Consider the following 25,540-nt stretch of genomic DNA (forward strand, 5'->3'; position numbering starts at 1 on the left):
TTGATCATTTCATTCATTGACTTTTGTCAATATCTTCATAGTAAAATAGATCTTCAAATTTTTTATCAAAGTAATGAATCATTTTGCCAATGACAAGCTGGCCTGGTTTCCGATGACCATTTAATACCCTGCTGAGTGTGGCAGGAGAAATGCCAATTTCATCAGCGAGCTGATTTAAAGACATATCGTTTTCGATCATATACTGCATGACAAAAGCCCGCCTGATCTGAATCTTTTCGACCATCATTACAACCTCCTATTGAATCAATATGTACAACGTGCAGGTGCTCACTTGAAACAGACCATTAACTTAAGTCAACACTTTTACCCCTCTGCTATTTCCTTTGGTCAATGATCATACTAAAATAAGTCATATACTGAAATGTGAGGTTCGATGTCATGAATCACTTTGGTGAACAATTACGCATTTTAAGAGAAAATAGAAAAATGTCTGTCAATCAACTCGCCATGTATTCAGGTGTAAGCGCTGCTGGTATTTCTCGTATTGAAAATGGAAAGCGCGGTGTGCCAAAACCTTTGACTATCAAAAAATTAGCACATGCCTTGAAGGTGCCTTATGAGGATTTAATGCTGCTTGCCGGTCATATTGAACAGGAGCAAGTTCATGAAATGAAACCAAAATATGAATCCATGTTGAAAATCTATCAAACGGCGCTTCAAAAGGATGTAGAACATCTTCCCATTTTTGATGGGGACAAATGGGAAAGGCTCTCCGCACAAGACATCAGCCAGCTGAATGAATACTTTCTCACGCTCATCAACCAAAAAAAGGCGAACAAATAGCGGGGCATAAACCTAATGTACATCCACTATTAACTAATGTCAATATTTTCATGGTATACTTGTTGCCAATAGTCAACAAATCAGGTAAAATAGACATATCTAATCTATAACCATGTGAGGTTTTGCCTTGATGAACTTTGGTGCATATTTAAGAGCATTACGTGAGGAAAAGAAGCTGTCAGTGAACCAATTAGCGATGTATTCAGAGGTCAGCGCTGCTGGTATTTCTCGTATTGAAAACGGGAAACGCGGTATTCCAAAGCCTCCTACGATTAAAAAACTAGCCGGTGCATTAAAGGTCCCTTATGAGGAAATGATGCAGGCTGCGGGCTATATTGAGGAAGCCTCTTCTGTCCATCAGTTGAAGGAAGAGGAAATGGCATTATCCAAAATAAAGGAAGCTGCAGCGCAATATGAACTTGGTGCTCTCGAAATATTTGATGGAGACATTTGGTCAACTCTTTCGAAAAAAGAAATAGAGGATCTTAACCGCTATCTGTTATTTATGTTAAACAGCCGTTCGTCATCATAGATTGTTTTGAGCATTGACAAGCTTTTTGAGCTGATTTATGACAGATTTACGGTATAATGGGTTCAGATTGGAGTGAAGAAAGATGAATCAATCTGACATGTGCCCGCGGTTTGAAAAAGCAGTTGAGTTATTGAGTAAACGCTGGGTCGCACTGATTGTTTTTCAGCTTCTCTCAGGTCCGCAGCGCTTTAGTGAAATTGAGGCCGCTCTGACAAATTTAAGCGGAAGAGTATTATCTGAGAGATTAAAAGAGCTGGAAGTAGCAGGCATTGTAAAACGGGAGGTTTTTGCTGAAACACCCGTGCGCATTGAGTATTCTTTAACTGATATGGGGCGTTCCCTTGCACCCGTTTTTGAGGAAATTTCGAAGTGGTCCTCTGAATGGATCACGCTTGAATCATAAAATACCTGCATGTGAACCGCCTGATCATCATAAAACAACCTCCCTTACAGATGTAAGGGAGGTTTTGTCTTTTTAACCGCTTAAGCAGATGTGATGTTTTTTGCAGCTAATGCTTTTCTTTCTTTTTTCTTGTTAGTTGGGCTTAAATAGCGTTCGAGCCAGCCCATGACTAGGTCAGCGATAATGGCCATGAGCGCAGTTGGAATAGCACCTGCTAAAATGATGGCTGTTCCGTTTGTGGCGTTTGATCCTCTAATGATGATATCACCTAGACCTCCCGCACCAACAAATGTCCCAATCGCTGTAATGCCGATGGCGATGACAAGGGCGGTTCTTAAACCAGCCATAATGACCGATAAAGCAAGCGGCAATTCAACCATTCTCAGCACTTGCCATTTCGTCATGCCCATCGCTTTACCCGATTCTAAATAAGCATGTTCAATGCTGACAATCCCTGTATACGTGTTGCGGATGATCGGCAGAAGCGAATACAGAAAGAGTGATAAGATGACTGTATTTGCGCCAAGTCCTAATACAAGCATCAGCACGGAAAGCATCGCTAACGCCGGTATGGTTTGTATAACATTGGTAATGGCGAAGATCCAATTGCTCAGCTTACGGTAATGCGCCACAAAGATGCCTACTGGAATTCCGACAATCGCCGCAAACAGCACCCCATACGCTGACATGAGAAAATGCCGATAAAATTCTTCTAACACATATGAACCGTTCTGCTGATAATACGTCCATAATTGCTGCAGTGTGTCCATCAGCCGTGACACCTCCCCATCTTACTCAAAGTAATTGTGCTTTTTTAGGAAATTTTTCGCAACGGTGGCTGGTTCTTGAAGCTCCCCGTCGACTTGATAGTTAAGCTCTTGCATTTGCTCTGTATCGATTTTTCCGATCAGCCTGTTGATCACCTTATCAAGCCCTGGGTTCTCTTTTAGGACTTTTTCCGGGACAACTGGCGATGCATCATATGGCGGGAAAAACCGCTTATCATCTTTTAAAATTTTGAGGTCATAGGCTTTGATTCGTCCATCTGTTGAATAGGCAAGCACAATATCCATTTTTTCATTTTTTAATGCATCATAGACTAAACCAATCTGCATTGGATACGTGCTTCCAAATTCAATTCCGTATGTTTTCACGAATCCTTCATAACCGTCGCCTTTCTTTTTGAGCCAAATATTATCGACACCGAAACGGTAATTTTTCGCATTCTTTTTCAAGTCAGAGACGGTTTCTAACTTGTTTTCCTTCGCCATCTTTTGCGTCACGGCAAAGGCATACGTATTATCAAAGCCATAGGAATCAAACCATTTGTAATCATAGCGTTTCTTAAATTCTTTTTGGACGATCTCCATCGCACGCTCCGGGTCTTTTTCCGCATCCATTCCAAGCGTACTCGTCAAATCTGTCCCTGTATATCTTGTGGCAGAAATGTCGATATCTCCGTTTTCCATTGCTTTCTGTTGTACGGTATTAGAGCCTAGGTTTTTCACAATGGTTGTCTTTTTATCTGTGTAATGTTCGATGATATCGCTAACCATGTAGGCCATAATTTCTGATTCGGTAAAGTTTTGTGCTCCAATTCGCAGCGTATTGCCTGAGGAGCCGGCTAGTCCAGGAAGTGAACAGCCGCTTATCAATAGCAAGCATCCGGCAAGCAGTGCACTGATCCATTTTGTTTTTCGATTCTTCACATAAGCCAACTCCTTATGAAACTTCCTTCAATCCTTTTAAGCCTTCTGGTGTTACTTTTTTCTCCAGCTTCATCAATGAAAAGTCGATGATGACCGCTAAAATGGTGACTGGGATGGCACCTGCAATAATGTATTCCGGCTGGTATAGCTGAAGTCCAATCAAAATGTAGTCACCAAGACCTCCTCCACCGATAAAAGCAGCAAGTGTTGTCCAGCCAATTAAATAAATCGTTGACGTTCGGACGCCTGCCATAATGATCGGTACAGCAAGCGGAAGTTCCACAAGACGAATTTGTTCCCACGTGGTCATGCCGATCCCTTTACCGGATTCAAGCAAGTTTTTGTTCACACCTTGGACGCCCGCATACGTATTTCTCAAAATAGGCAATACCGAATAGAAAAAGAGAGCAACGATTGCAGGTATTTTCCCCACCCCCAAAATAGGAATAAAAAAAGCAAGAATCGCTAAACTAGGGAGAGTTTGAAAGATATTCACGACACCGATGACAAAACCTGCGCCTCGTTTCATTCGTGTGAGAACGACGCCTAAAGGAACGGCAACGATAATTCCTAGCACGACGGCAATTAAGGAAATATATAAATGCTCCCACATTTTTGTGAGGAGTTCCCCACCATTTTTCTCTAGAAAATCGATGATTTGATCCATTTGTCCACCTCCCTTAGTTCATTTCAATGGCAGACGCCGGCGTATCGTCTCCCCAAATAGAGTCGTACACAACATCTACAAGACTTGCCCGTGTTACAATGCCTTTTAAATGCCCTTTGGCATCCACAACCGGTACATATTTAATACCGCGTATTAAGATTTTCCGAACGGTGTCTCTTAGAAGTGCGCCTTCTTGTACAGTATAGAACTCTGTATTTAAGATCTCACCAACGAAAGCCGCTTTTCTGCGGTTCGCATCGATTGTTTCAATATCGATATAGCCTTTTAGCACATGATGTTCATCTACTACAAGCAAGGAATCGACCCGCTTTTCTCTCATGATGTAGATGGCATCAGTCAACGTTTGTTCGACTGTAATGGTGACTGGTGACGTGTTCATCATTTGTTCTACACGTTCCATATTCGGATTTGATTGAAGCAGGCGTTCTTTTCCGATGAATTCTTCTACGAACTCGTTGGCGGGGTTACGCAAAATATCTTCAGGTGTGCCTACTTGGACAATCTCTCCATCTTTTAAAATCACAATTCGGTCAGCGAGTTTAATGGCTTCATCCATGTCATGTGTGACGAATACGATGGTTTTATTTAACGTTTTTTGCAGTTTCTTAAATTCTTCCTGCAATGTATCTCGTGTAATTGGATCAAGTGCACCAAATGGTTCATCCATGAGGATCAGAGGGGGTTCTGCTGCCAGTGCGCGAAGAACTCCGATGCGCTGCTGCTGTCCTCCACTGAGTTCATGAGGATAGCGCTCTAAAAATTCCGGGCCCATGTCGACGAGCTTCAGCAGTTCGCGAGCTCGTTCTTTCCGTTTTTCTTCCGGCCATTTTAAGAGCTTCGGCACAAGTGAGATGTTTTGCGCGATGGTCATATGGGGGAACAGTCCAATTTGCTGAATCACATAACCGATTTCTCTTCTTAATTGAACTGGATCTTTTTTCATAATATTTTCTCCCTCGATGAAAATGTTTCCTGAGGAAGGTTCAATGAGTCGGTTGATCATCTTCATGGTTGTTGTCTTACCACAGCCACTCGGTCCAATAAAACAAATAAATTCTCCTTTTGCTATTTCTAAATCAATATTTTTGACAGCTTTTTTTCCGCCTTTATACGTCTTAGATACATTCTCTAGTTTCAGCAAATGAGACACCTCCAATTAGTTGGATCTATATATTCAGAAAATTTACACCTTATTAATTATAGTGCAAACTTTATAAAATAAAAAGTTTATGATGTGTTTGTATTGCATAAGATTTATATAAAATTTTCAGTTAACGCTGTAATATCTAGAGATCTCTCCTTTTTCCTTCAAATTACTAGCAATTACTCAATATTTATTGTTTTCATCAACAAACAGGTATATGATATATTGTGTTACAAATTGTCAGTCGTGAAGGGATGAAGCGGGGAGTGGACAAGCAAGCGTTAGGCGCCATTCAAAAAGCACAGGATCATTATATTGAAAAAGCTGCGGAGAACATGAATGCCTTTGGTCTTTCTTCTACAGTGGGTAGAGTGCTTGGTATCATTCACATGAACCGTAAACCAATGACGCTGGAAGAGCTATCAGAGGCGACCGGCATGAGCAAAACGAGGATGAGTCAAGTCGTTCGAGAAATGCTCGATTTGAATATTGCGGAAAAGGTTTATGAAAAAGGAATACGTAAAGATCTTTATGAAGTTGAGCAAGATCAATACCAAACGTTTATTTCATTGTTTGCAGCCAATTGGTCCCGAGTTGTCAGCAAAAACCGTAAAGCACATAAGAAAACGTGCAAGGAATTGCAAGAGCTGCTTGAACAGGACGACTTACCTGAAGAAACAGAGGATAAAATCAATCTGCTTCTTTCAGAAATCAAGGAAAGTCTTGATTACTATGATTGGATTAGCCGCTTAATTGAATTCTTTGAAAGTGAAGAAGTATTTAAGCATGTGCCGAAACCTTAAAAAAAGCTGTTTTATTTTACATCATTGTAGAAAAAAAACAGCTTTTTTATATACACTTATGACATAAACATCGGAAACATCCCTTTTAAGCCTGCGCCGATCATCTCAACTGCCACTACAGCAAGAATTAATCCCATCAAACGCGTCACAACATTCATCTCTGTTTTCCCCATTTTCCGCATAATGAAACTGGAATAATGAAAGGCATAATACGTCATGGCAAGAACAATGATAATGCCGATTAGAATCGAAAACATGTGGAGCATCCCTTGACTTCCTGGGGTTAAACTCATTACTGTAGCGATTGTACCGGGCCCAGCGATGATCGGGATTGCCAGCGGCGTAACGGAGATATCTGCCTTCTCTTTGCTTTCTGCCTTTTCCTCCGAATGAGGATTTTGGACGTGTGATTCTTTTGCATTCAGCAAATTGTAAGCGATACCAAAAATAAAAATACCTCCGGCGATGCGGAGTGCATGAATATCGATCCCAAACAATTTGAATATGAGCCTGCCTGCCAATAGAAAGGCAATCAAAATAATGAAAGAGACCACGATGGCTTTTTTGGCTGTCTGAGCGCGTTCTTTCTCTGTATAGCCTTCTGTTAAGGTGATGAAAAGAGGCACGTTTCCAATGGGGTTTGATACAGCAAATAATGAGACCACAACATGAATCATAAAGGCAATCAACAGACACCCTCCTTTTCTCATAGTGTCTGCCAATCTGATGTGAATATTCCCTTTGATGTTAAAACCTGTTTATCTTTAACCGATGGTAATAGAGGTTTAAAGAAAGGGGTTCACACTTGAAAAAACCATTACGATCATTCTTCTGTCTGTTGCGGTGTTAGGCGCAGCTGGCTGGATTGTTTGGCAGCAGCAGAGGAAAAACATCAGCAAGAAAGCAAAACGAACACTAAGCAGCTTTCGAAGTTAACATCAGATCAAACGGATATGAAGCATGAAAACGATGATCAAAAAAAGCAAATAGCCACCGTCACAAAAAAGCTCAAAAAAGAAAGCCTATGAAAAAGAGGTCAAACAGCTTAAAGCGCTTGAGGTGAAAGTCGACCAGCTTCAAAAAGAGCTGGCAGCAACAAAAACTGCTGCTCAAGCGAATAAGCAGACCACACAGGCTACAAGAAAACCAACTGACAAAAAAGACCCGAATGTCACTCATCACCTTCCCTCTCAGGTGGGTACAGGACCAATATGATTGGGGCGTGAAACAAGGGTATATGAAAGAATAGAAAGGATGAAAAAATGTGATACAAATTCGGCCATTGTCTCGTGATCAATCTCTCCCTATGGATCTTTTACTATTAGCTGACCCTTCAAAGGAAAAGGTTCTCGCTTATGTGCAATCCGGCTCTTGTTATGCCGCCTTTCATGAAGAGGATGTGATTGGTGTTTATGTTCTATCATCGCTATCTCAGCATACAGTCGAAATCATGAATGTTGCTGTGAAGGAGTCATGGCAAGGAAAGGGAATTGGGAAACAGCTGATCCGTCATGCGATCGCTGAAGCGAAAGCCGCTGGCTTCCATAGGATTGAAATCGGCACAGGCAACTCGAGTATTCAGCAGCTCGCACTTTATCAAAAATGCGGCTTCCGCCTGACTTCGATCGATCGCGATTTCTTCCTTAAGCATTATGATGAACCGATTTATGAAAACGGGATTCAATGTATGGATATGGTACGGCTGTCTCTCACTTTTCAAGCAGACTGACTATTTGCTCAGCCTGCTTTTTTTATGCTCTTCGCTTTTTCACAGCTTGAATCACATATTGAATGAAAAAGTAGAGCACAGCGCCAGCTAAAAAGCAGACAACACATCCAAAAAGCGTCGCCTCTGAGCTGAATTGATACTCTTCAATTTTCATGATATAAAATGGCATACCAAACAGTGTCGGACTTGATTCAACATGATTGACCTCTAGCAGCAGTAAAAAGACAGGGGTCATAAACACAGCAAATATATACAGCATCGCAAGTGTTAAGCCGCTAGAAAACGAATGAAATACTTTGATCATCTTTTTCTCTCCTTCATCTCTTTTAAACTGGCTGTGATATTTTTCCCGTCTGGGCAAGCTGGATGCAGCATCACAGTGTTCAGTAAAGAAAAAAACAGCAGCTGATGACTCACCGGATGCTTCCACATCAAAAAAAGCACAATCGAGCAGAGCACCGGAAACAGTGGACCCGCAAGTGCTACCATCAGATTAAAGCTCGGCCGGGCAAATGTCTCATGGACGATCGCCACTTGCTTCCAATCAATCATCATCACAAAATCAAAAAGGGGTCTTTTTTCGAATTTGTTACACACTATGACCATCAACATATGACCGAGTTCGTGAATTAGCACAACCGCTAGTAAACTAATGACAAGCCCCATCATCGCAATACAGGCCTTTTTAACATCGCAGCATATATACAACTGAAAAAGGCAAGTGAACCAAGCAGATAAGCGGTGGCGAGAAGAGACACATCAGATGAAAGCCATTCTAATAAAAGCATATCGATAAAGCTGAATACAGCAATCATCAACACGATCACAAACAGCTTATTAAAATCACTGATTTTCACGACAAACCCTGTACAGGCCGCCATGGCGGTAATCAATAAAATGGACAAACTCGCCAATCCATGACCTTCACTTTCAATACCGATCACCAAATAGGCAAGCCCAATATACACAAAATATGTCAGCAGATTAATGGTGTAATAAAATAACATTCTCGACATTAAATAAGCGCCCTTTGATGTATTTAACATAAAGATGGCCCTTTGATTGATATGATATTCCTTGCCAATCATCAGCGGAAGCATGATCAATATTTCCTTTAAAGCAAACTGCACAATAAAGGCATACAGCCAGCCAGTTTCTGCCGGTGTAAAAACAAAAGGCAGCCCCGCCGTCAAACAAATGAGAAAGAGAAACAAAATGCCTTGCTCTTTAAAAACAGCTGATCGGCTGAAATAGACCAATTCCTGCCGCAGATGCGTCAGAAAGGAAGAGTGCGTTCTGATTTTCTGGTAGGAAAACGACTTCACCTCTGTTTTCAGCTGCAAAAACATCTGATGAACATAGCAAGCTGCTAAACCCTTCACCCATAGCCATCCAGCGCTTAGGATGATCACAAGTAACAACAGATAGACAGCCGGCCATACACGGATCATCTCCACCGCTTTTTGAAAAAGGAGAAATATTAGTACATGAAGCGCCCCAAAGCCGATCGTTTGAAGCAGCAAATGCTCTTTTGTTTTTGATACGAAATGGCTCACACCGATCCGCAGCAGCATCCAAGAAGCGAGCGTATACAGCGCCAATATGCAGCAAGTGATGCAAACAACGATGATCCAATACATAGATGGGGTTACACCCGTGATCAAAAGACCTAATATAATCGGTAAAAAAAGCAGTCCAGCCATGAGGAAGCAAAAGAGCACTGGAAAGAAATACACGCAAAGGATAAATGGCACACTCTGAATCGCACTGTTTAAAAAGTAGAATTGATATTCTTGGCGCTTCAATTTATTGCGGGATAACACAATACCTGCCCCTAATAGCAAGAGCGACATTTTGACAAATTGGAGGTATAGCGCAGTAGGCTCGCTTTCACCTGCCTGCATGAAAAAGCGCAGGCTGATGACGACGTATATCGCATAGATCAGCAAGAGAAAAACGGTGGCTGCGAGAAGCTGTAAAGGATATTTTTTTCCAAGCTGTTTTCCTTTCGTTGTCAGCATGCCCCATTCTAGTTTATGAAGAACGTGTCGTGTCCAAATCATTGAGTAACCTCTCCACCTGCATATAGTAATCTCGATTCACTTCTTTATAAATCTCTTCAAGTGCCTGATGAGGAAATGTCTGAGTCGTTTCTTGGCGGGACATATTCAGCTTGACGTCACCATTTCTTAAGATCATGAGATGGTCATATAATGTATCACCAAAGCTCAAATGATGAGTTGATATAAGAATGCCAGCACCTTGATCTCTCAGCTTCATGAGCACCTTTTTTAAGATGATCATCATATCTGGATCAAGTCCGTTTGTTGGCTCGTCGAACACATAATAATCACATGGTCTGAGGAGCTGGGAAATGATCTGCGTTTTCTTTTGATTGCCATGGGACAGCTGAGCGATTGGCTGATCCATATATGGACTCAGCTCAAACAAATCGGTGAATGTCTCTTCTCGTGTGACATCTTGCTCATTTGGCAGCTGAAGTAATTGAAAGTATTCCCTCGGTGTTAAATAATCGAACAACGCATGATCGTCAGGAATATAGGAAACATGTTTTTTCAAAAGGGAAATATGAGCTGAGGATTGAAGGTTCAGCTGTTCGCCATGTAAGGAAACGTACCCAGTAAATGGCGTCAGCCCAAACATGGCTTGGATCATCGTTGTCTTTCCTGCACCATTATGCCCTAAAAGAAGCATCGCCTGGCCTTTCTCCACGTTCATTTGAATATTACGGAGAGAGAAGGTGCGGCTATACGTTTTTTCTTGTAATTGTAATGTCAGCATCATATCCCTCCGTTTGTTTCAGATGGAACAGATGACCTTGCATCTGTTCTCATCCCTGTTAGAACCCGCATTGGATTTTAACGTACATGCCTAATAATTTGAACTCTCCTAAAAATTTGGAGCCCTTTCCAAAGGTCTTACATGCCCAAATCAATGCTCCAAGTGAAATAATGCCCAATATAGCGGCAAGGACATAAATCCAAAATGCGTTTTTCTGTACATTCTTAGAAGTCAGAATTCGTTGCTTCCTTTCATCATATGCCGCCAATAGGTGAAGGACATACATATACACACCTACTGGAAAACGAAGGCTAAAAGGATTCAGCATCTCATCACCCCCTAATATATGTAAAATGATACCACCCCCTTACAGAAAGCATAAGTTCATTTCAGATCATATTTTTAGTCGATTTTTCATGATTTAGTGCTTATAAATGGAGGGGATTTTGACTTCTTCTCTAACTGAAGGAGGATGTTTTACAAAAATAGGATAAGACAAATGAATTAGCTATCGGATTTCGCTCAACACAAAAAAAACGCTGCGTCCCGCTCTCATGAAAGAGTGGGACGCAGCGCGTAGCTGGCATTATTTATTCAAGTTATAGAATGTTGCAATGCCGTGATATTGTGCTGTTTCAGCCAATTGATCTTCGATGCGAAGTAATTGGTTGTATTTCGCCACACGGTCCGTACGAGACGGAGCACCTGTTTTGATTTGTCCAGCGTTTGTTGCAACAGCAATGTCTGCAATTGTGCTGTCTTCTGTTTCACCAGAACGGTGAGAGATGACTGCTGTGTATCCTGCACGTTTTGCCATTTCGATTGCATCAAATGTTTCAGTTAATGTACCTATTTGGTTTACTTTGATCAGGATAGAGTTACCGACACCATTTTTAATACCTTCAGAAAGCTTCTTCGTGTTTGTAACGAATAAGTCATCTCCTACTAGCTGAACCTTGCTGCCAAGGCGCTCAGTTAATAGTTTGTGACCTTCCCAGTCGTTTTCATCAAGGCCGTCTTCGATAGAGATTATTGGGTATTTCGATACCATATCTTCATACCAGTCAACCATTTCAGCAGATGTTTTCACAACACCTTCGCCTGATAAATGATATTTACCGTCTTCTTTGTTGTAGAACTCAGAAGATGCAGCATCCATTGCAAGTTTCACTTCTTCACCTGGTTTGAAACCAGCTTTTTCAATCGCTTCTACGATTGTTTGAAGTGCTTCTTCGTTAGAACCAAGGTTTGGAGCGAATCCGCCTTCGTCACCTACAGCTGTGTTTAAGCCTTTTGCACTTAATACAGATTTCAGGCTATGGAAGATTTGTGCGCCCATGCGAAGTGCTTCACGGAAGTTCGGTGCACCTACAGGCATAATCATGAATTCTTGAATGTCTACGTTGTTATCCGCATGCTCTCCGCCGTTGACGATGTTCATCATTGGCACTGGAAGCGTTTTGGAGTTGAATCCACCAAGGTATTGGTAAAGTGGAATTTGTAAGAAATCAGCAGCCGCACGTGCTACAGCGATAGATACGCCAAGGATTGCGTTTGCGCCTAATTTCCCTTTGTTTTCTGTTCCATCAAGTTCGATTAACATTTTGTCAATCGCTACTTGTTCTGTTACATCAAAGCCTAAAAGTTCTGGTGCAATGATTTCATTTACGTTGTTTACAGCTGTCAGAACACCTTTTCCAAGGTAACGGTCTTTGTCTCCGTCACGTAGTTCTACTGCTTCATATTCACCAGTAGAAGCACCACTTGGTACTAATGCACGGCCAAAGCCGCCAGATTCTGTGTAAACTTCTACTTCAACTGTTGGGTTACCGCGAGAGTCTAATACTTCGCGTGCATATACGTCAACAATGTATGGCATCGTTATTTCTCTCCTTTTGAATCAATTTTTTTATTTCTGAATCAATGATGTTCCTGTCATCTCTTTTGGTTTTTCAAGACCAAGTAAGTCTAAAAGCGTTGGAGATAGATCGGCTAGAATGCCGCCTTCTCTAAGAGTTGCACCTTTTTTCGTCACGATTACTGGAACAGGGTTTGTCGTATGTGCAGTATGCGGCTTGCCTTCTTCGGTTATCAGCACGTCTGCGTTACCGTGGTCTGCCGTGATGATGGCATGTCCGCCTTTTGCTAGGATTGCGTCGACTACAGCTCCTAAGCACTCATCTACTGCTTCAATGGCTTTGATTGTTGGCTCGAGCATACCTGAATGACCAACCATATCCGGGTTAGCAAAGTTCAGGATGATCGCATCATGCTTATCAGCATTGATGTCTGCAACAAGTGCATCCTTTACCTCGTAAGCGCTCATTTCTGGCTTGAGGTCATAGGTTGCCACATCTGGCGAATTGATCAAGATGCGGTCTTCACCAGGAAATTCTTCTTCACGCCCACCACTCATAAAGAACGTCACATGAGGATATTTCTCTGTTTCAGCAATCCGCAGCTGTTTCAATCCATTTTGAGAAAGCACTTCTCCTACTGTGTTATCCAAATTCACTGGTTTGAAGGCGACATAGCCATCAACCGTTTCACTGAAGTGTGTAAAGCAGACGAAGTGTAAATCCTTCGGATGTGCTTCCCCGCGATCAAATGAGCGGAAATCTTCATTTGTGAAGGTGTTCGAAATTTGGATCGCACGGTCTGGACGGAAGTTATAGAAAATCACAGAGTCTCCGTCGTTTACTTTTGCAACTGGCTCACCATTTTCTCTCGTGATGACAGATGGAATAACGAATTCATCGTAGATTCCATTTTCATAGGAGTCATCAACGACATCATAAATGTTTTGATAACTTGGGCCATCACCATACGCCATCGCGCGATATGCTTTCTCCACACGATCCCAGCGTTTGTCACGGTCCATTGAGTAATAGCGTCCAGAAAGTGTTGCCACTTCTCCGACACCGATTTCTTTGATTTGTTCTTCAAGCTGTTTTAAGTACACTTTGGCTGTCTTTTGACCAACATCACGTCCGTCTAAGAAGCCATGAATGTATACCTTTGTTAAGCCTTCTTTTTTCGCCAGCTTCAGCAGGGCAAAGAGATGCTGGATGTGGCTGTGCACACCGCCGTCTGACAAGAGACCGAATAAATGAAGGGCCTTGTCATTCTCTTTTGCATAAGTCATTGCCTCTAGGAACGTTTCGTTTTTCTCAAATTCCCCTTCACGAATGGCAACATTCACTCTTGTTAAGCTTTGATACACAATGCGTCCTGCACCGATGTTCAAATGCCCAACTTCAGAGTTCCCCATTTGACCTTGCGGGAGGCCTACTGCCTCACCTGAAGCCGTTAAGGTTTGATGCGGGAATTCATTCCAGTAGCGGTCGAAGTTCGGTTTCTTTGCTTGGGCAACAGCGTTACCGACTGTTTCGCCTCTTAAACCGAATCCATCTAAGATGATTAATGCAGCTGGTTTCTTACTCATATTGACCTTCCTCCAATAATTGAACGAAAGACTGAGGTTCTAAGCTTGCGCCGCCTACCAAAGCACCGTCAATATCGGATTCTGCCATATATTCTTTAATATTCGCCGGTTTCACGCTTCCGCCATATTGAATGCGAAGGCTGTCTGCCGCTTCTTGACCATATTCGCTTGCAACCGTTTGACGGATATGCGCACAAACGTCGTTTGCATCTTTCGCTGTAGAAGATTTCCCTGTACCGATCGCCCAGATTGGCTCATATGCAATGACAGATTCAGCAACTTGCTGAGTCGTTAAACCAGCTAGTGCTTTCTTCACTTGATCAGCGACAAGTTCATTTGTTTTGCCAGCTTCACGCTCTTCAAGCGTTTCACCTACGCAGATAATTGGAACGATGCCATGCTTGAATGCAGCATGTGCTTTTTTGTTCACTGTTTCATCTGTTTCAGCGAAGAATTCACGGCGCTCTGAATGACCGATCACTGAGTAGCCGATGCCAAGATCTTTTAGCGCAGCAGGGCTGATTTCACCAGTGAATGCACCATTTTCTTCAAAGTGCATGTTTTGTGCACCAATTTTAAGGTCTGTTCCGTTAGAAAGGCTGTTTAGCTTTTCAAGGAAAAGTGCTGGCGCACAGACAATTGATTCCACTTTGTCAGGAGATGGAATGGATGACTTGACTTCTTCAACGAAGCTAACCGCTTCGCCAAGTGTTTTGTTCATTTTCCAGTTCCCAGCTATAATTGGTTTTCTCATGATTGACACTTCCTTATAGCAGTTTTGGTCTTATTTATCGTTTAATGCAGTAACACCTGGAAGCTCTTTGCCTTCCATAAATTCAAGTGAAGCGCCGCCGCCTGTAGAAATATGGCTCATCTGATCAGCAAGACCAAACTTCTCAACAGCTGCTGCTGAGTCTCCACCGCCAATGACAGAATATGTATCTTTTGCTTCTGCCAGTGCTTCTGCGATTGCTTTTGTCCCTTTAGCGAATGCATCAATTTCAAATACACCCATTGGTCCGTTCCAGACAACAAGTTTGCTGTTTTTAATGACATCAGCATACTTCTCTCTTGTCTCTGTTCCAATATCAAGTGCTTCTAGATCACTTGGAATTTCAGAGATTGGCACAATGCTTGTATTCGCATCATTTGAAAAGTCGTCGGCTACCAGAACATCTGTTGGAATCAGGAAGTTCACGCCTTTTTCTTTTGCACGGTCCATAAAGGATTTCGCTAAATCTACTTTGTCTTCTTCTAATAAAGATTTTCCTACTTCGTGGCCAAGTGCTTTCACAAATGTGTAAGCAAGTCCGCCGCCGATGATGAGGTTGTCCACTTTATCCAGAAGACTTTCAATCACACCGATTTTATCCTTTACTTTTGCACCACCGATAATCGCTGTAAATGGACGATCAGGGTTTGAAATGGCTTTTCCTAGAACCTCAAGCTCTTTTTGCATGAGGAAGCCCGAAACAGCCGGAAGATATGCTGCAATACCAGCAGTGGATGCATGTGCACGGTGTGCAGCACCGAACGCATCATTGACATACACATCGGCTAAATCAGCAAATGCTTTTGATAATTCAGGATCGTTCTTTTCTTCACCAGGATAGAAACGAACGTTTTCAAGCACTAGCACATCTCCTTCTTTTAAGTCAGAGATTTGCTTTTTCACGTTGTCTCCGTAAGCTTCATCCGCTTTTTTCACTTCTTGTCCAAGAAGCTCTTGCAGACGTTTTGCCACAGGTGTCAGACGCAGTTCTTCAGTAACTTGACCCTTCGGACGACCCAAATGACTAGCTAGCAGTACCTTTGCGCCTTGTCCTGTTAAATACTCAATCGTTGGTAATGCTGCGCGAATACGAGTATCATCCGTCACTTCTCCGTCTTTCATTGGAACGTTAAAATCTACGCGGCAGAACACAACTTTACCTTTTACGTCAATGTCTTTTACTGATTTCTTATTCATGCTCGTCAGGAGATCCTCCTTTATTCTGGTTTCCTTACGCATTGGACAAGTCTCTCTTTATCCTTTTCCCATTTTGCCCTCATCAAAACGAGAAATCGTGCAGAACGGATAAAAACAGAGAAAAAGGGAAAGGGATGCTTCCCCTTCCCTTGTCCGTCTTCATTATATCGTGTCTCTAGGAAAGAACCAAGTGAGTTCCTTCAGTGTGAGAAATTAAAGACCTTGTTTTGCAATGTAAGCTGCAAGGTCAACAACGCGGTGAGAATATCCACTCTCGTTATCGTACCAAGAAATGACTTTCACCATGCTGCCTTCCATCACCATTGTAGAAAGAGCATCGATAGTTGAAGAGTTTGCATTACCATTGTAGTCACCAGATACTAATGGCTCTTCGCTGTAGCCAAGGATTCCATTAAGTTCTCCTTCAGCTGCTTCTTTAAGTGCTGCATTTACATCTTCAGCCGTTACATCTTGGTTTAATTCAGCCACAAGGTCAACTAAAGAAACGTTAGGTGTTGGAACACGCATAGCGCCACCGTTTAATTTACCTTTAAGTTCAGGCAATACAAGTGAAACAGCTTTCGCAGCACCTGTAGAAGTTGGGATGATGTTTTCCGCAGCTGCACGAGCACGACGGTAGTCTTTGTGCGGAAGATCAAGAATTTGTTGGTCATTTGTGTATGAGTGAACAGTTGTCATCATACCGCGTTTGATACCAAATTTATCGTTAAGTACTTTTGCAAATGGAGCTAAGCAGTTTGTTGTACAAGATGCATTAGAGATGACATCGTGGCTAGCTGCATCGTATTTGTCTTCGTTTACACCCATAACGATTGTGATATCTTCTTCGTTAGCAGGAGCAGAGATGATGACTTTTTTAGCGCCAGCTTCTAAGTGTTTTGCAGCGTCTGCACGTTTTGTGAAGAATCCAGTAGATTCAACAACGATTTCTACGCCTTGTTTACCCCAGCTTAATTTTGCAGGGTCACGCTCAGCTGATACTTCGATTGTTTTACCGTTCACTACTAAGTTTGTACCGTCTACAGAAACTTCTGCATCTAGTTTTCCGTGAACAGAATCATATTGTAAAAGGTGTGCAAGCATGTTAGCGTCTGTTAGATCGTTAACCGCTACTACCTCAACTTCAGGATTGTTTAATGCTGCACGAAATACGTTACGTCCAATACGTCCAAATCCGTTAATACCGACTTTTACTGCCATGATGTTTCCTCCTTTTATAGGTCACAATGTTTTATATTGAGGGATCAATTGACTCCCTTAATAACTCTTTTGCGGCTCCTTCGTCTGTGACGAGAACCGTTCGGCGGGGTTTTTTGAAATAAGCTTCAATGGCCCCTGCCTTTGATGATCCACCTGCAACAGCAATGATGTGTGGAATGCTTTCTAAATCATCTAGCTGCATGCCGACGGAGTGCACTTTGTGGACGACCTCACCATCACGATTAAAGTAATAGCCAAAGGCCTCTGTCACTGCGTCATGCTCATCAATCTTTTTTAAATCTTCAGCTGGTGTGTTTCGTCTCATCGCCATTGTTTTTGCTTCACCGATTCCATGAATGAGCATCGTAGATGATTTAATCGTTTGAAGCACTTCTTTGACTGACGGCTCTTCAATAATGGAAGAGTAAGCACCTTCTGACAGCTGTCCTGGAACAAACAGCAGTTTGTAAGTACCGGAAGCTTTTTCAGCCATGTGGGCACAAATGGTGTTTGCCTGATTTTTTACATTCTCCCCAAGACCGCCTCTTGCAGGGACAAACATCATGTCTCTGTTTTTGGCATCAGGAGTCATCATTTCGGCAACGGCTTCCATCGTCGTTCCGCCAGTGACGGCGACGATATTATTTCCAGTAAACCTTTTTTTCATACATTGGACAGCAGCTCTTCCCATTTCTTGCTTCACCCACGGGGATTCGTCACTGTCACCAGAAACGATGATGACTTCTTCTAGGCCTAACTTCCTCTTTAATGTATTTTCCAAAAAGGTTAAACCTAAAACGTCCTTCATCATTCCTTCAAGCATTTCAAGCAAAGCGTGGCCTTCACTCGTCAGCATCATGCCGCTCGTTTTGACATCCAGCAGGTTTTGTTCTTTTAGAAACTGAACTTCAGCTCTTAAGATGCGCTCACTGAGACCTAGGCTCGTCGCAAGGCTTCTGCGGCCGATTGGTTCAGCTAATCTGATGTATTGTAAAATGTCGTAGCGTTTTTGCATAACGATGAGAAGATCTGGCAATAATTTTTTTTGAGCTTCCAATAAACGATTCATGGCTAACGACCCTTTCTTTTCACGTTGGACTAAAAACGTCCCACTGTGACAAAAAACGTCCCGCCACAGCCAAAAAAAATCAATCCCTGCTTTCTTTAATTATTTTAACAGGATAATCTTGCATTTTCAACTCTTACAAACACATTTAGACAAAAAATAGACACATTTTCACCGATAACCTGCTTGTCATCAAGGTTCTTGCTATGATATTTCTTTTCAAAATATTTATTTTCTTCTATATTCAATGAATTCACCATTGAAAATGTGCATGCGTGTGAGATCCGCATGCACATTTTGTAGATATAGATGGTCTTTTATGTTTTTGGGATGGTTCCTTCCTCTTCGGCGAAACGCTTTGCCTCTTCCTTCGGTTTGATTTTGAAATAATAAATGATGTAGCAGACAGCCATGAACGGAACGCCGCAATAAAGGCCAATCCGCTGATCCTCAATAAAGAATAGGCTGATGAGAACGATGCCAAATGCGATGAAGCCTGCCAATGGCACAAATGGATAGAACGGTGTACGGAAGACGAGATCCTTTACATCTCCACCAGCTTTTATGAATTGTTTTCTAAAGAAATACTGAGACAAACAAATGGACATCCACACCACAACTAGAACCATTCCGGAAATCGAAATGAGCCACACATACACCGTTTTTGGTGCCACAACACTTGTGAGCAGGGATAAAGCGGATACACCCATTGTCACCAATAATGCATTGATCGGGATTTTACGCTTGGACAGCTTTTTCGTAAAGCCAGGTCCTTTCCCGTCCTTTGAAAGCGACCAAAGCATACGTGATGATGCATATAATCCAGAGTTTGCTACAGATAAGACAGCTGTGATGATAATAAAATTCATGATATCTGCAGCATATGGGATGCCGACCTTGTCCAGCACGACCACAAACGGACTGTCAACAGTGCCTGCTGTCTGCCATGGAAGAAGCGCGGCAAGAACCGCAATTGATAAAACGAAAAAGACCATCGTTCTCCAAATAATATTCCGTATCGATCGAGGCAATGTTTTTTCAGGGCTTTCACTCTCACCTGCTGCAATCCCTACAAGTTCTGTTCCTTGAAAGGAGAAATTGACCGTGACCATGGTTAATAAAATAGCAAAAACACCATTAGGAAATAGTCCGCCATGATCCGTCAAATGACGAAATAAAGGGGCTGGTTCTCCGCCTTTCAAATGAATCATTCCGAAAATTGCGCCAATTCCGATGATAATAAACAATAGGATGGCTGCAACCTTAATGGCTGAAAACCAAAATTCCGTTTCAGCGAAGCTGCGAGCTGAGATGGCATTCACGGCAAATAATATCACGCTAAATGCTAGGCACCAGAGCCAAACCGGGATATCTGGGAACCACCTTTGGAGCAATATGCCTGCTGACGTAAACTCCAGTCCAATCGTACACGCCCAGCTAAACCAATACAGCCAGCCGATCATAAAGCCTGTGGATGGGCCTATATATTTGGTTGCATACTCCTGAAAGGAACCGGCTGTCGGCATCGCCACTGCTAATTCTCCAAGACACAGCATGACCAAATACATTAACAGTCCGCCAATGATAAACGATAGAATGGCTCCGCCAGGTCCTGCCTGATGGATAATCAATCCTGATCCAAGGAAAAGGCCCGTACCGATGACGCCGCCTAAGGCAATCATAAAGAGATGTCTGCTTTTCATGGAACGCTCTAGTTCATTATGCTGTTCTTGCTTCAAATCCACTTCCCCACTTTCCTTCTTCTATTCATCATCCTTTGACAAAATTCGCTGTTCGTTGAAAAAGAAAGGGAGAAAGTGAAGGTTCCTCCCCCTTTGGCATTTAGGCTTGAAACAGTGCTTCAATATGACCAATTGCCCAATCTAAATCTTCTTTTGAAATGGTCAGCGGCGGTGCAAAACGGATAACTGTCTCATGGGTTTCTTTACATAACAATCCTGCTTGCTTCAGCTTTTCACAATAAGGTCTAGCTGCCTCTGTCAGCTCCATTCCTATAAATAATCCGCGGCCGCGCACTTCCTTAATCACAGGGCTTTGAATGCGTGATAGTTTGTCTTTGAAGTATTCGCCAAGCTCCATGGAACGTGCTGCAAGCTTTTCGTCGATTAAAACATCCAGTGCAGCAAGTGACACCGCACACGCAAGAGGATTTCCTCCGAAGGTAGACCCATGAGAACCAGGGTTAAACACGCCTAATATATCGCGGTTTGCTACGACACACGAGATTGGAAAGACGCCGCCGCCTAAAGCTTTCCCGAGGATCAGCATATCTGGCTCAATGTCTTCCCAGTCACACGCAAACATCTTACCTGTTCGTGCTAACCCCACTTGAATCTCATCCGCAATGAACAGCACATGTTCTTTCTCACAAAGCGCCTTGGCATCTTTCAAGAAGCCTTCTGGCGGCATGACAATTCCCGCTTCTCCTTGAATCGGTTCTATGAGGAAAGCCGCTGTCTGTGGTGTGATAGCTTCACGTAACGCTTCAATATCTCCGTAAGGAATCAGTTTTATTCCGGGAAGCATTGGACCGAAGCCTCTTTGGTATTCTGCTTCAGAGGAAAGAGACACAGCCGTCATCGTTCTCCCATGGAAATTGCCAACACACGCAATGATTTCTGCACGATTCTCTTCGATTCCCTTAACATCATAGCCCCAGCGTCTTGCTGCTTTTACAGCGGTTTCTACAGCCTCAGCACCAGTATTCATTGGCAGTGCCATGTCTTTATTCGTCAGTTTGCAAATTTTTTCATACCAAGGACCAAGCTGATCATTATGAAAAGCTCTCGAGGTGAGTGTCACACGGTCTGCCTGTTTTTTGAGCGCTTCAATAATGCGGGGATGGCGATGTCCTTGGTTCACTGCGGAATACGCACTGAGCATATCCATATATCGATTGCCTTCAGGGTCTGTCACCCACACTCCCTCAGCCTCTGAAATCACAATTGGCAGTGGATGATAGTTTGCCGCTCCATATTGTTCTGTTTGTTGAATTAATTCATTTGTCTGTGTCATCATCTATTCCTCCTTCTGTAAGGTAGCTTCTTTCAATTGGGTTCATCTTCATCCATATGTTATGCAAGGATCGTGCCAACTTTCTGACCGCTTGATCATGAGGGTCTATCTCATTATTTACGCAAAATTTCTTTGCGCATGCCAAATTTTTTAGAGACAACCGCAAAATTTTTCATGTAAAATAGAGGTAACGTCAGGAGGTGGCACAAGTGAAAAAAGATCTGCATACCGCAAAGCTTGAAAATGAGATTGATTTGTATAAACAAATGCTCGATTTAATTGATGTCGGGGTTCATGCAATTGACGAGAATGGCCATACGGTTGTTTATAATAAAAAAATGATGGAGATTGAGTCTTTAAAACGCTCTGATGTTCTCCATAAAAATGTACTCGACTTCTTCACCTTTCAAGATGAGATGCACAGTACACTTGTCCAAGCGCTTCGTACCGGGAAACAAACCGTTCATGCCAAGCAGACGTATCATAATTACAACGGAAAAGAAATCACAACGATTAACCATACATACCCGCTCGTTCGAGACGGCCTCATTCAAGGGGCAGTTGAAATTTCAAATGATGTGACCAAGCTGGAACGACTGATTCATCACAATATGAAGAAAAAAGGAAGCACACGCTTTACCTTTGATTCCATTATTGGACAAAGCCCTGCATTTTTAGAGGTGATTGAACATGCGAAACGAGCGACACGCACCTCTTCCTATGTGCTCATTGTTGGCGAAACAGGGACTGGGAAAGAACTGTTTGCTCAAAGCATTCATAACGGCAGCAGCCGGTCATCTGGACCATTTATTACCCAAAATTGTGCGGCACTGCCTGATAATCTGATTGAAAGTCTGCTCTTTGGTACACAAAAAGGGGCTTTTACGGGGGCAACTGATCAGCCTGGTTTATTTGAACAGGCGCAAGGAGGAACATTGCTTTTAGATGAGATCAACTCATTAAATCCTCCTCTTCAAGCAAAACTGCTGCGCGTCTTACAGGAGAAACGCGTGAGAAGGCTAGGCAGCACAAAAGAAATCGCTGTTGATGTAAGAGTCATTGCCAATATGAATGAGGACCCTGTGGATGCGATCGCAGGTGGACGCATGCGCAAGGATTTATTTTATCGGCTCGGTATTGTCACCTTATTTATCCCGCCGCTTTCTGAGCGAAAAGAGGACATTCCTACGTTTGTGAATCATTTTATTCAAAAATATAATGAGCTGTTTCAAATGAAGGTGAAGACCGCTGACGAAGAGGTACTTGCCCTTTTTAAGGCGTATCATTGGCCAGGCAATGTAAGAGAACTGGAGCATGTGATTGAGGCGGGGATGAATATGATGATGGATGAAGACGACTTAAGCATGCATCACCTTCCCTATCATTTTAGATTTAAGCACGGGGAAGGCCGTCCTAAGGCGCAATTGCAAACAAATTCTCTGCAGCAAACCGCCGCTGCTGACACCTTTGTCTATACAAGCCCAGAACATACGACTGATTTCCAAACTCAAATGGAGCGATTCGAAAAACAATACATCGTCCATTACTTAGAAAAAATGGACGATAATATTTCACAGACTGCAAAGTTATTGGGCATGAGCAGGCAAAGTCTGCAATATCGAATGAAAAAGCTACATATTTCTCGTCAATAATAGAGCTGTGCCATCATTCGGCACAGCTTATTGTGTATCTGACTGTTCTGCTGGTTCTTGCAGCACATCACCCAGCAGATTTTCTACATTTTTCAAATGCGTAAGCATCGCTTTCTCTGCTTCTTCTGGCTGCCTTGCCATGACGGCTTTGTAAATTTGTTCATGTTCTTCGTAAAGCTGCCGAATGGAGGCTTTCGTTGAGAATAATACGACTTTTCTCGTTTCCCGCATCGTTTCTACTAACAAGGTTGAGACTTGATTCATTAACACCTTTAATACATCATTCTTCGAGGCTTTGGCTAAGGCGAGATGGAAGGTGAGATCTGCCTCTTCACCAATTTCTTCATGTGCTTCTGCCAGCTTCATTTGTTCGAGTGCATCACGTAGCTGATGAAGGTCATCGTCCGTCCGAAGTAGCGCCGCCTTTTTAACAGCACCTGTTTCAATGATGGTTCTCACTTCAAGGAGCTGCCTGACATCATGCTGCTTCATTAAAAATGCAGGAGATAAAGAAAATGCGAGCTGTTCAGGATCGAACTGCTTCACATACGTGCCTTCCCCTTGCTTCATCTCTATTAATCCGATCGCTTTGAGAGCAGACAGCGCCTCTCTTACAGCGGAACGGCTGACTTGAAAGCTTTCTGAGAGCGCTTGAACCGAATCTAATTTTTCCCCCGGAAGAAGCTCACCTGTACGAATGAATTCGATTAATGCATCCGCAATTTCTTCATATATTTTTTTGGTTTTGATTTGTTTATATTTCAATTGGTCTCACCTCATCACTGTTGTCTATCCTTATCGGCTCATGCCCTATCTTATACTTTACCCCAAAATTTCCGTTCAGACGTCTCCCCGATTTAATTTTCAAAAAATCTTCTGTGTGCCTTGCTTTCAACAAAAAAGAAGCACCTGCCTTGTTTCTGGCAAGTACTTCTTTTTAATCATGGCGCTTCCGCAGTGTAGATGATGGAAGATTCATTTGTTCACGATATTTCGCAATGGTTCTGCGCGACACACGGATACCAAAGGTTTGCTGAAGCTGCGTCATCATTTGCTGATCTGAATACGGTTTTTTCTTATTTTCCGTTTGGATCAGCTCTGCGATGTGCGTCTTGACTGTGTAGCTGGACGCCTCTTCCAGCGAAGGTCCTTCTAGTTTTGCTTGGAAAAATTGTTTCATTTCCATGAGACCATAAGGGGTTTGCACCATTTTCCCTTTCACCGTTCGGCTGACTGTTGACTCATGCACTTGCAATATATCTGCGATTCGCTTCATCGTAAGCGGTTTCATTTTATGTTTCCCTGTAAGGAAAAAATCTGTCTGATGGAAGATAATCTCACGAACGACATGGGTCATCGTTTGTTTTCTTTGCTTCAGCGCTTGGACAAGCCAATTGTATTGCTGCTCTTTTTCCTTTAGATACACATATGCTTCATGCCGCTTCTGGTCTTGAATCATGGCGAAGTATCCTTCATTCATTTCAACGTCTGGAAAAGCGCGCTGATTCAGCTCAAATGTGATGTGGTCCTGCACGACAGTAATCGTCACATCTGGCTCTATATACACAGGGTCCTCTTCATATGAGAAATGTATGCCCGGTCTTGGTTCCAGCTGCGACACCTCATCTTGTACCGCTTGAAGTGTTTTCATTGAAACGCCTGTTTTCGCCGCGATTTCCTTCCAAGCCTTTCTTGCAAAGAGAAAGAAGTGCTCGTCGATGATCAGCTCGGCTTCATACCAGCGCTCCTTTTTTCTTCTCAGCTGAAGCAGAATGCATTCTTGTAATGATCTTGCGCCAATACCGGCAGGCTCTAGCGATTGAAGCTGATGAAGGACGGCTTCTACTTCTTCAGCTGGCACCTCTAAGACAGCTGCCATTTCGTCAACCGGTTCATTTAAATAGCCATTGGAATCAATGGACTCGATCATAAAGTGAAAGATCCTTTGATTCTTTTCACTTAAATTCAAATCAATGGCTTGTTTCTTTAAATACATTTGTAGGCTTTCTTTTTGATGCGTTCGATACGGCTCTGTCATTCGATCTTGAGATTTTTTATGATAAACTGGTTGATAGCTGTCCGTGTCTTTCCGCTCAATCAGAGGGTTCTCAAGCGCTAACTGGTCAAGATACTCGCCAAGCTCAGCGCTATTCAGCTGAAGCAGCGTAATGGCCTGCCTGAGTTCTTGTGTGAGCACCTGCTTTAATACTTGTTCTTGTTGCAGATTAAGGCTCATTGTCTCCCCTCCCTCTCATCATTTTACATGAAGATTGACGGACCGTATATACGAAATAGGAGTGATTCCCATGTCTGAACTTTTTTCCGTTCCATACTTTGTTGACAACTTGAAACAGCACATCGCCATGAATCAAAATGAAGACAAGATTCATGCCATGAATGCCTATTACCGCTCAGTGGTGTCCACGCTTGTACAAGACCAGCTGACCAAAAACGCTGTGGTCTTGAAGCGTATTCAGCATCTTGATGAAGCATATCAAAAAGTGAAAAAAGAAAGCGAATGAATGAACGAAAAAGAG

29 protein-coding genes are annotated in these 25,540 nt (G+C 42.6%); 8 read left to right on the plus strand and 21 right to left on the minus strand.

Annotated elements, in window-relative coordinates; genetic code table 11:
• Window positions 1-13 precede the first annotated feature (13 nt).
• Window positions 14-247, minus strand: a complete 234-nt coding sequence (locus MKZ03_RS15615) for a helix-turn-helix domain-containing protein (protein ID WP_024426059.1) — start codon at window positions 245-247, stop codon at window positions 14-16.
• Between the two features lie 152 nt (window positions 248-399).
• Between MKZ03_RS15615 and MKZ03_RS15620 the strand changes: the two genes are divergently transcribed.
• The 3 genes from MKZ03_RS15620 (at window position 400) to MKZ03_RS15630 (ending at window position 1,739) form a co-directional block, all read left to right on the plus strand.
• Window positions 400-804 carry a helix-turn-helix domain-containing protein gene (locus MKZ03_RS15620; protein WP_034660010.1) on the plus strand — a complete coding sequence of 135 codons (405 nt, stop codon included), beginning with the start codon at window positions 400-402 and terminating at the stop codon, window positions 802-804.
• A gap of 130 nt (window positions 805-934) precedes the next feature.
• Window positions 935-1,336 (plus strand): helix-turn-helix domain-containing protein, encoded by a 402-nt coding sequence (locus MKZ03_RS15625; RefSeq protein WP_334750461.1) that lies wholly within the window; start codon window positions 935-937, stop codon window positions 1,334-1,336.
• A gap of 82 nt (window positions 1,337-1,418) precedes the next feature.
• Entirely contained in the window at window positions 1,419-1,739 is a 321-nt protein-coding gene (locus tag MKZ03_RS15630) for a winged helix-turn-helix transcriptional regulator (protein ID WP_106072951.1), read from the plus strand.
• Between the two features lie 80 nt (window positions 1,740-1,819).
• On the opposite strand, the gene MKZ03_RS15635 is transcribed toward MKZ03_RS15630, so the two are convergent.
• Genes MKZ03_RS15635 through MKZ03_RS15650 form a run of 4 tightly spaced genes read right to left on the minus strand, consistent with a single transcriptional unit; the run spans window position 1,820 to window position 5,277 of the window.
• The gene (locus MKZ03_RS15635) at window positions 1,820-2,509 is read right to left on the minus strand and encodes an ABC transporter permease (RefSeq protein WP_034660014.1); all 690 of its coding nucleotides are present in this window, start codon (window positions 2,507-2,509) and stop codon (window positions 1,820-1,822) included.
• Between the two features lie 21 nt (window positions 2,510-2,530).
• A complete protein-coding gene (locus tag MKZ03_RS15640; protein ID WP_106030505.1) occupies window positions 2,531-3,448 on the minus strand; it encodes an osmoprotectant ABC transporter substrate-binding protein in 918 nt (305 codons plus the stop codon).
• 13 nt (window positions 3,449-3,461) lie between these two features.
• Window positions 3,462-4,115 carry an ABC transporter permease gene (locus MKZ03_RS15645; RefSeq protein WP_060698329.1) on the minus strand — a complete coding sequence of 218 codons (654 nt, stop codon included), beginning with the start codon at window positions 4,113-4,115 and terminating at the stop codon, window positions 3,462-3,464.
• A gap of 13 nt (window positions 4,116-4,128) precedes the next feature.
• Window positions 4,129-5,277, minus strand: coding sequence for a betaine/proline/choline family ABC transporter ATP-binding protein (locus MKZ03_RS15650; RefSeq protein WP_034660016.1), 1,149 nt, complete (start codon window positions 5,275-5,277; stop codon window positions 4,129-4,131).
• Between the two features lie 269 nt (window positions 5,278-5,546).
• On the opposite strand from MKZ03_RS15650, the gene MKZ03_RS15655 reads away from it, so the two are divergent.
• The gene (locus tag MKZ03_RS15655) at window positions 5,547-6,083 is read left to right on the plus strand and encodes a GbsR/MarR family transcriptional regulator (protein WP_034660700.1); all 537 of its coding nucleotides are present in this window, start codon (window positions 5,547-5,549) and stop codon (window positions 6,081-6,083) included.
• 56 nt (window positions 6,084-6,139) lie between these two features.
• Here MKZ03_RS15655 and MKZ03_RS15660 read toward each other — a convergent pair whose 3' ends face one another.
• Complete coding sequence (locus MKZ03_RS15660) at window positions 6,140-6,772, minus strand: MarC family protein (protein WP_106036509.1); 633 nt, start codon at window positions 6,770-6,772, stop codon at window positions 6,140-6,142.
• Window positions 6,773-6,952: 180 nt separating this feature from the next.
• On the opposite strand from MKZ03_RS15660, the gene MKZ03_RS15665 reads away from it, so the two are divergent.
• Together MKZ03_RS15665 and MKZ03_RS15670 are read left to right on the plus strand one after the other, a co-directional pair.
• On the plus strand, window positions 6,953-7,111 hold the full coding sequence (locus tag MKZ03_RS15665; RefSeq protein ID WP_334750462.1) for a hypothetical protein: 159 nt from the start codon (window positions 6,953-6,955) through the stop codon (window positions 7,109-7,111).
• Between the two features lie 236 nt (window positions 7,112-7,347).
• Window positions 7,348-7,812, plus strand: coding sequence for a GNAT family N-acetyltransferase (locus MKZ03_RS15670; protein ID WP_307500252.1), 465 nt, complete (start codon window positions 7,348-7,350; stop codon window positions 7,810-7,812).
• Between the two features lie 22 nt (window positions 7,813-7,834).
• On the opposite strand, the gene MKZ03_RS15675 is transcribed toward MKZ03_RS15670, so the two are convergent.
• The 13 genes from MKZ03_RS15675 to MKZ03_RS15735 all read right to left on the minus strand — a co-directional run bounded on the left by MKZ03_RS15675 (window position 7,835) and on the right by MKZ03_RS15735 (window position 21,351).
• On the minus strand, window positions 7,835-8,116 hold the full coding sequence (locus MKZ03_RS15675; RefSeq protein WP_066030362.1) for a hypothetical protein: 282 nt from the start codon (window positions 8,114-8,116) through the stop codon (window positions 7,835-7,837).
• Complete coding sequence (locus tag MKZ03_RS15680; protein WP_307500253.1) at window positions 8,113-8,481, minus strand: hypothetical protein; 369 nt, start codon at window positions 8,479-8,481, stop codon at window positions 8,113-8,115. Before MKZ03_RS15680 ends, MKZ03_RS15675 begins: the two co-directional genes overlap by 4 nt.
• A complete protein-coding gene (locus MKZ03_RS15685; protein ID WP_341032366.1) occupies window positions 8,478-9,875 on the minus strand; it encodes a hypothetical protein in 1,398 nt (465 codons plus the stop codon). The genes MKZ03_RS15680 and MKZ03_RS15685 overlap by 4 nt, the downstream gene beginning before the upstream one ends.
• Complete coding sequence (locus MKZ03_RS15690) at window positions 9,847-10,614, minus strand: ABC transporter ATP-binding protein (RefSeq protein ID WP_341032368.1); 768 nt, start codon at window positions 10,612-10,614, stop codon at window positions 9,847-9,849. Before MKZ03_RS15690 ends, MKZ03_RS15685 begins: the two co-directional genes overlap by 29 nt.
• Before the next feature lie 58 nt (window positions 10,615-10,672).
• Complete coding sequence (locus MKZ03_RS15695) at window positions 10,673-10,942, minus strand: hypothetical protein (protein WP_034660022.1); 270 nt, start codon at window positions 10,940-10,942, stop codon at window positions 10,673-10,675.
• Window positions 10,943-11,200: 258 nt separating this feature from the next.
• Window positions 11,201-12,493 carry a phosphopyruvate hydratase gene (gene eno / locus MKZ03_RS15700; RefSeq protein ID WP_003212752.1) on the minus strand — a complete coding sequence of 431 codons (1,293 nt, stop codon included), beginning with the start codon at window positions 12,491-12,493 and terminating at the stop codon, window positions 11,201-11,203.
• Window positions 12,494-12,523: 30 nt separating this feature from the next.
• Window positions 12,524-14,059 carry a 2,3-bisphosphoglycerate-independent phosphoglycerate mutase gene (gene gpmI, locus MKZ03_RS15705; protein ID WP_334750467.1) on the minus strand — a complete coding sequence of 512 codons (1,536 nt, stop codon included), beginning with the start codon at window positions 14,057-14,059 and terminating at the stop codon, window positions 12,524-12,526.
• Window positions 14,052-14,813, minus strand: coding sequence for a triose-phosphate isomerase (tpiA, locus tag MKZ03_RS15710; RefSeq protein ID WP_003213530.1), 762 nt, complete (start codon window positions 14,811-14,813; stop codon window positions 14,052-14,054). Before tpiA ends, gpmI begins: the two co-directional genes overlap by 8 nt.
• A 30-nt stretch (window positions 14,814-14,843) precedes the next feature.
• Window positions 14,844-16,028: a phosphoglycerate kinase gene (locus MKZ03_RS15715; protein WP_034660025.1), complete on the minus strand. Its 1,185-nt coding sequence runs from the start codon at window positions 16,026-16,028 to the stop codon at window positions 14,844-14,846.
• 213 nt (window positions 16,029-16,241) lie between these two features.
• On the minus strand, window positions 16,242-17,249 hold the full coding sequence (gap, locus tag MKZ03_RS15720) for a type I glyceraldehyde-3-phosphate dehydrogenase (RefSeq protein WP_012011304.1): 1,008 nt from the start codon (window positions 17,247-17,249) through the stop codon (window positions 16,242-16,244).
• Between the two features lie 31 nt (window positions 17,250-17,280).
• Window positions 17,281-18,318, minus strand: coding sequence for a sugar-binding transcriptional regulator (locus MKZ03_RS15725; protein ID WP_039181517.1), 1,038 nt, complete (start codon window positions 18,316-18,318; stop codon window positions 17,281-17,283).
• Between the two features lie 314 nt (window positions 18,319-18,632).
• A complete protein-coding gene (locus MKZ03_RS15730) occupies window positions 18,633-20,018 on the minus strand; it encodes an amino acid permease (protein WP_340973825.1) in 1,386 nt (461 codons plus the stop codon).
• Window positions 20,019-20,157: 139 nt separating this feature from the next.
• Entirely contained in the window at window positions 20,158-21,351 is a 1,194-nt protein-coding gene (locus MKZ03_RS15735) for an ornithine--oxo-acid transaminase (protein ID WP_066030356.1), read from the minus strand.
• Window positions 21,352-21,560: 209 nt separating this feature from the next.
• On the opposite strand from MKZ03_RS15735, the gene MKZ03_RS15740 reads away from it, so the two are divergent.
• Entirely contained in the window at window positions 21,561-23,003 is a 1,443-nt protein-coding gene (locus tag MKZ03_RS15740; protein ID WP_341032371.1) for a sigma-54 interaction domain-containing protein, read from the plus strand.
• A 27-nt stretch (window positions 23,004-23,030) separates the two neighbouring features.
• On the opposite strand, the gene MKZ03_RS15745 is transcribed toward MKZ03_RS15740, so the two are convergent.
• Window positions 23,031-23,768: a FadR/GntR family transcriptional regulator gene (locus MKZ03_RS15745; RefSeq protein WP_034660028.1), complete on the minus strand. Its 738-nt coding sequence runs from the start codon at window positions 23,766-23,768 to the stop codon at window positions 23,031-23,033.
• A gap of 172 nt (window positions 23,769-23,940) precedes the next feature.
• Complete coding sequence (rpoN, locus tag MKZ03_RS15750; protein ID WP_307500263.1) at window positions 23,941-25,239, minus strand: RNA polymerase factor sigma-54; 1,299 nt, start codon at window positions 25,237-25,239, stop codon at window positions 23,941-23,943.
• Window positions 25,240-25,309: 70 nt separating this feature from the next.
• On the opposite strand from rpoN, the gene yvfG reads away from it, so the two are divergent.
• Entirely contained in the window at window positions 25,310-25,525 is a 216-nt protein-coding gene (gene yvfG / locus MKZ03_RS15755) for a protein YvfG (RefSeq protein ID WP_003213121.1), read from the plus strand.
• Window positions 25,526-25,540: the final 15 nt, after the last annotated feature.

It is taken from the genome of Bacillus sp. FSL R5-0431 (genome assembly GCF_038002985.1).
Lineage (GTDB): Bacteria > Bacillota > Bacilli > Bacillales > Bacillaceae > Bacillus.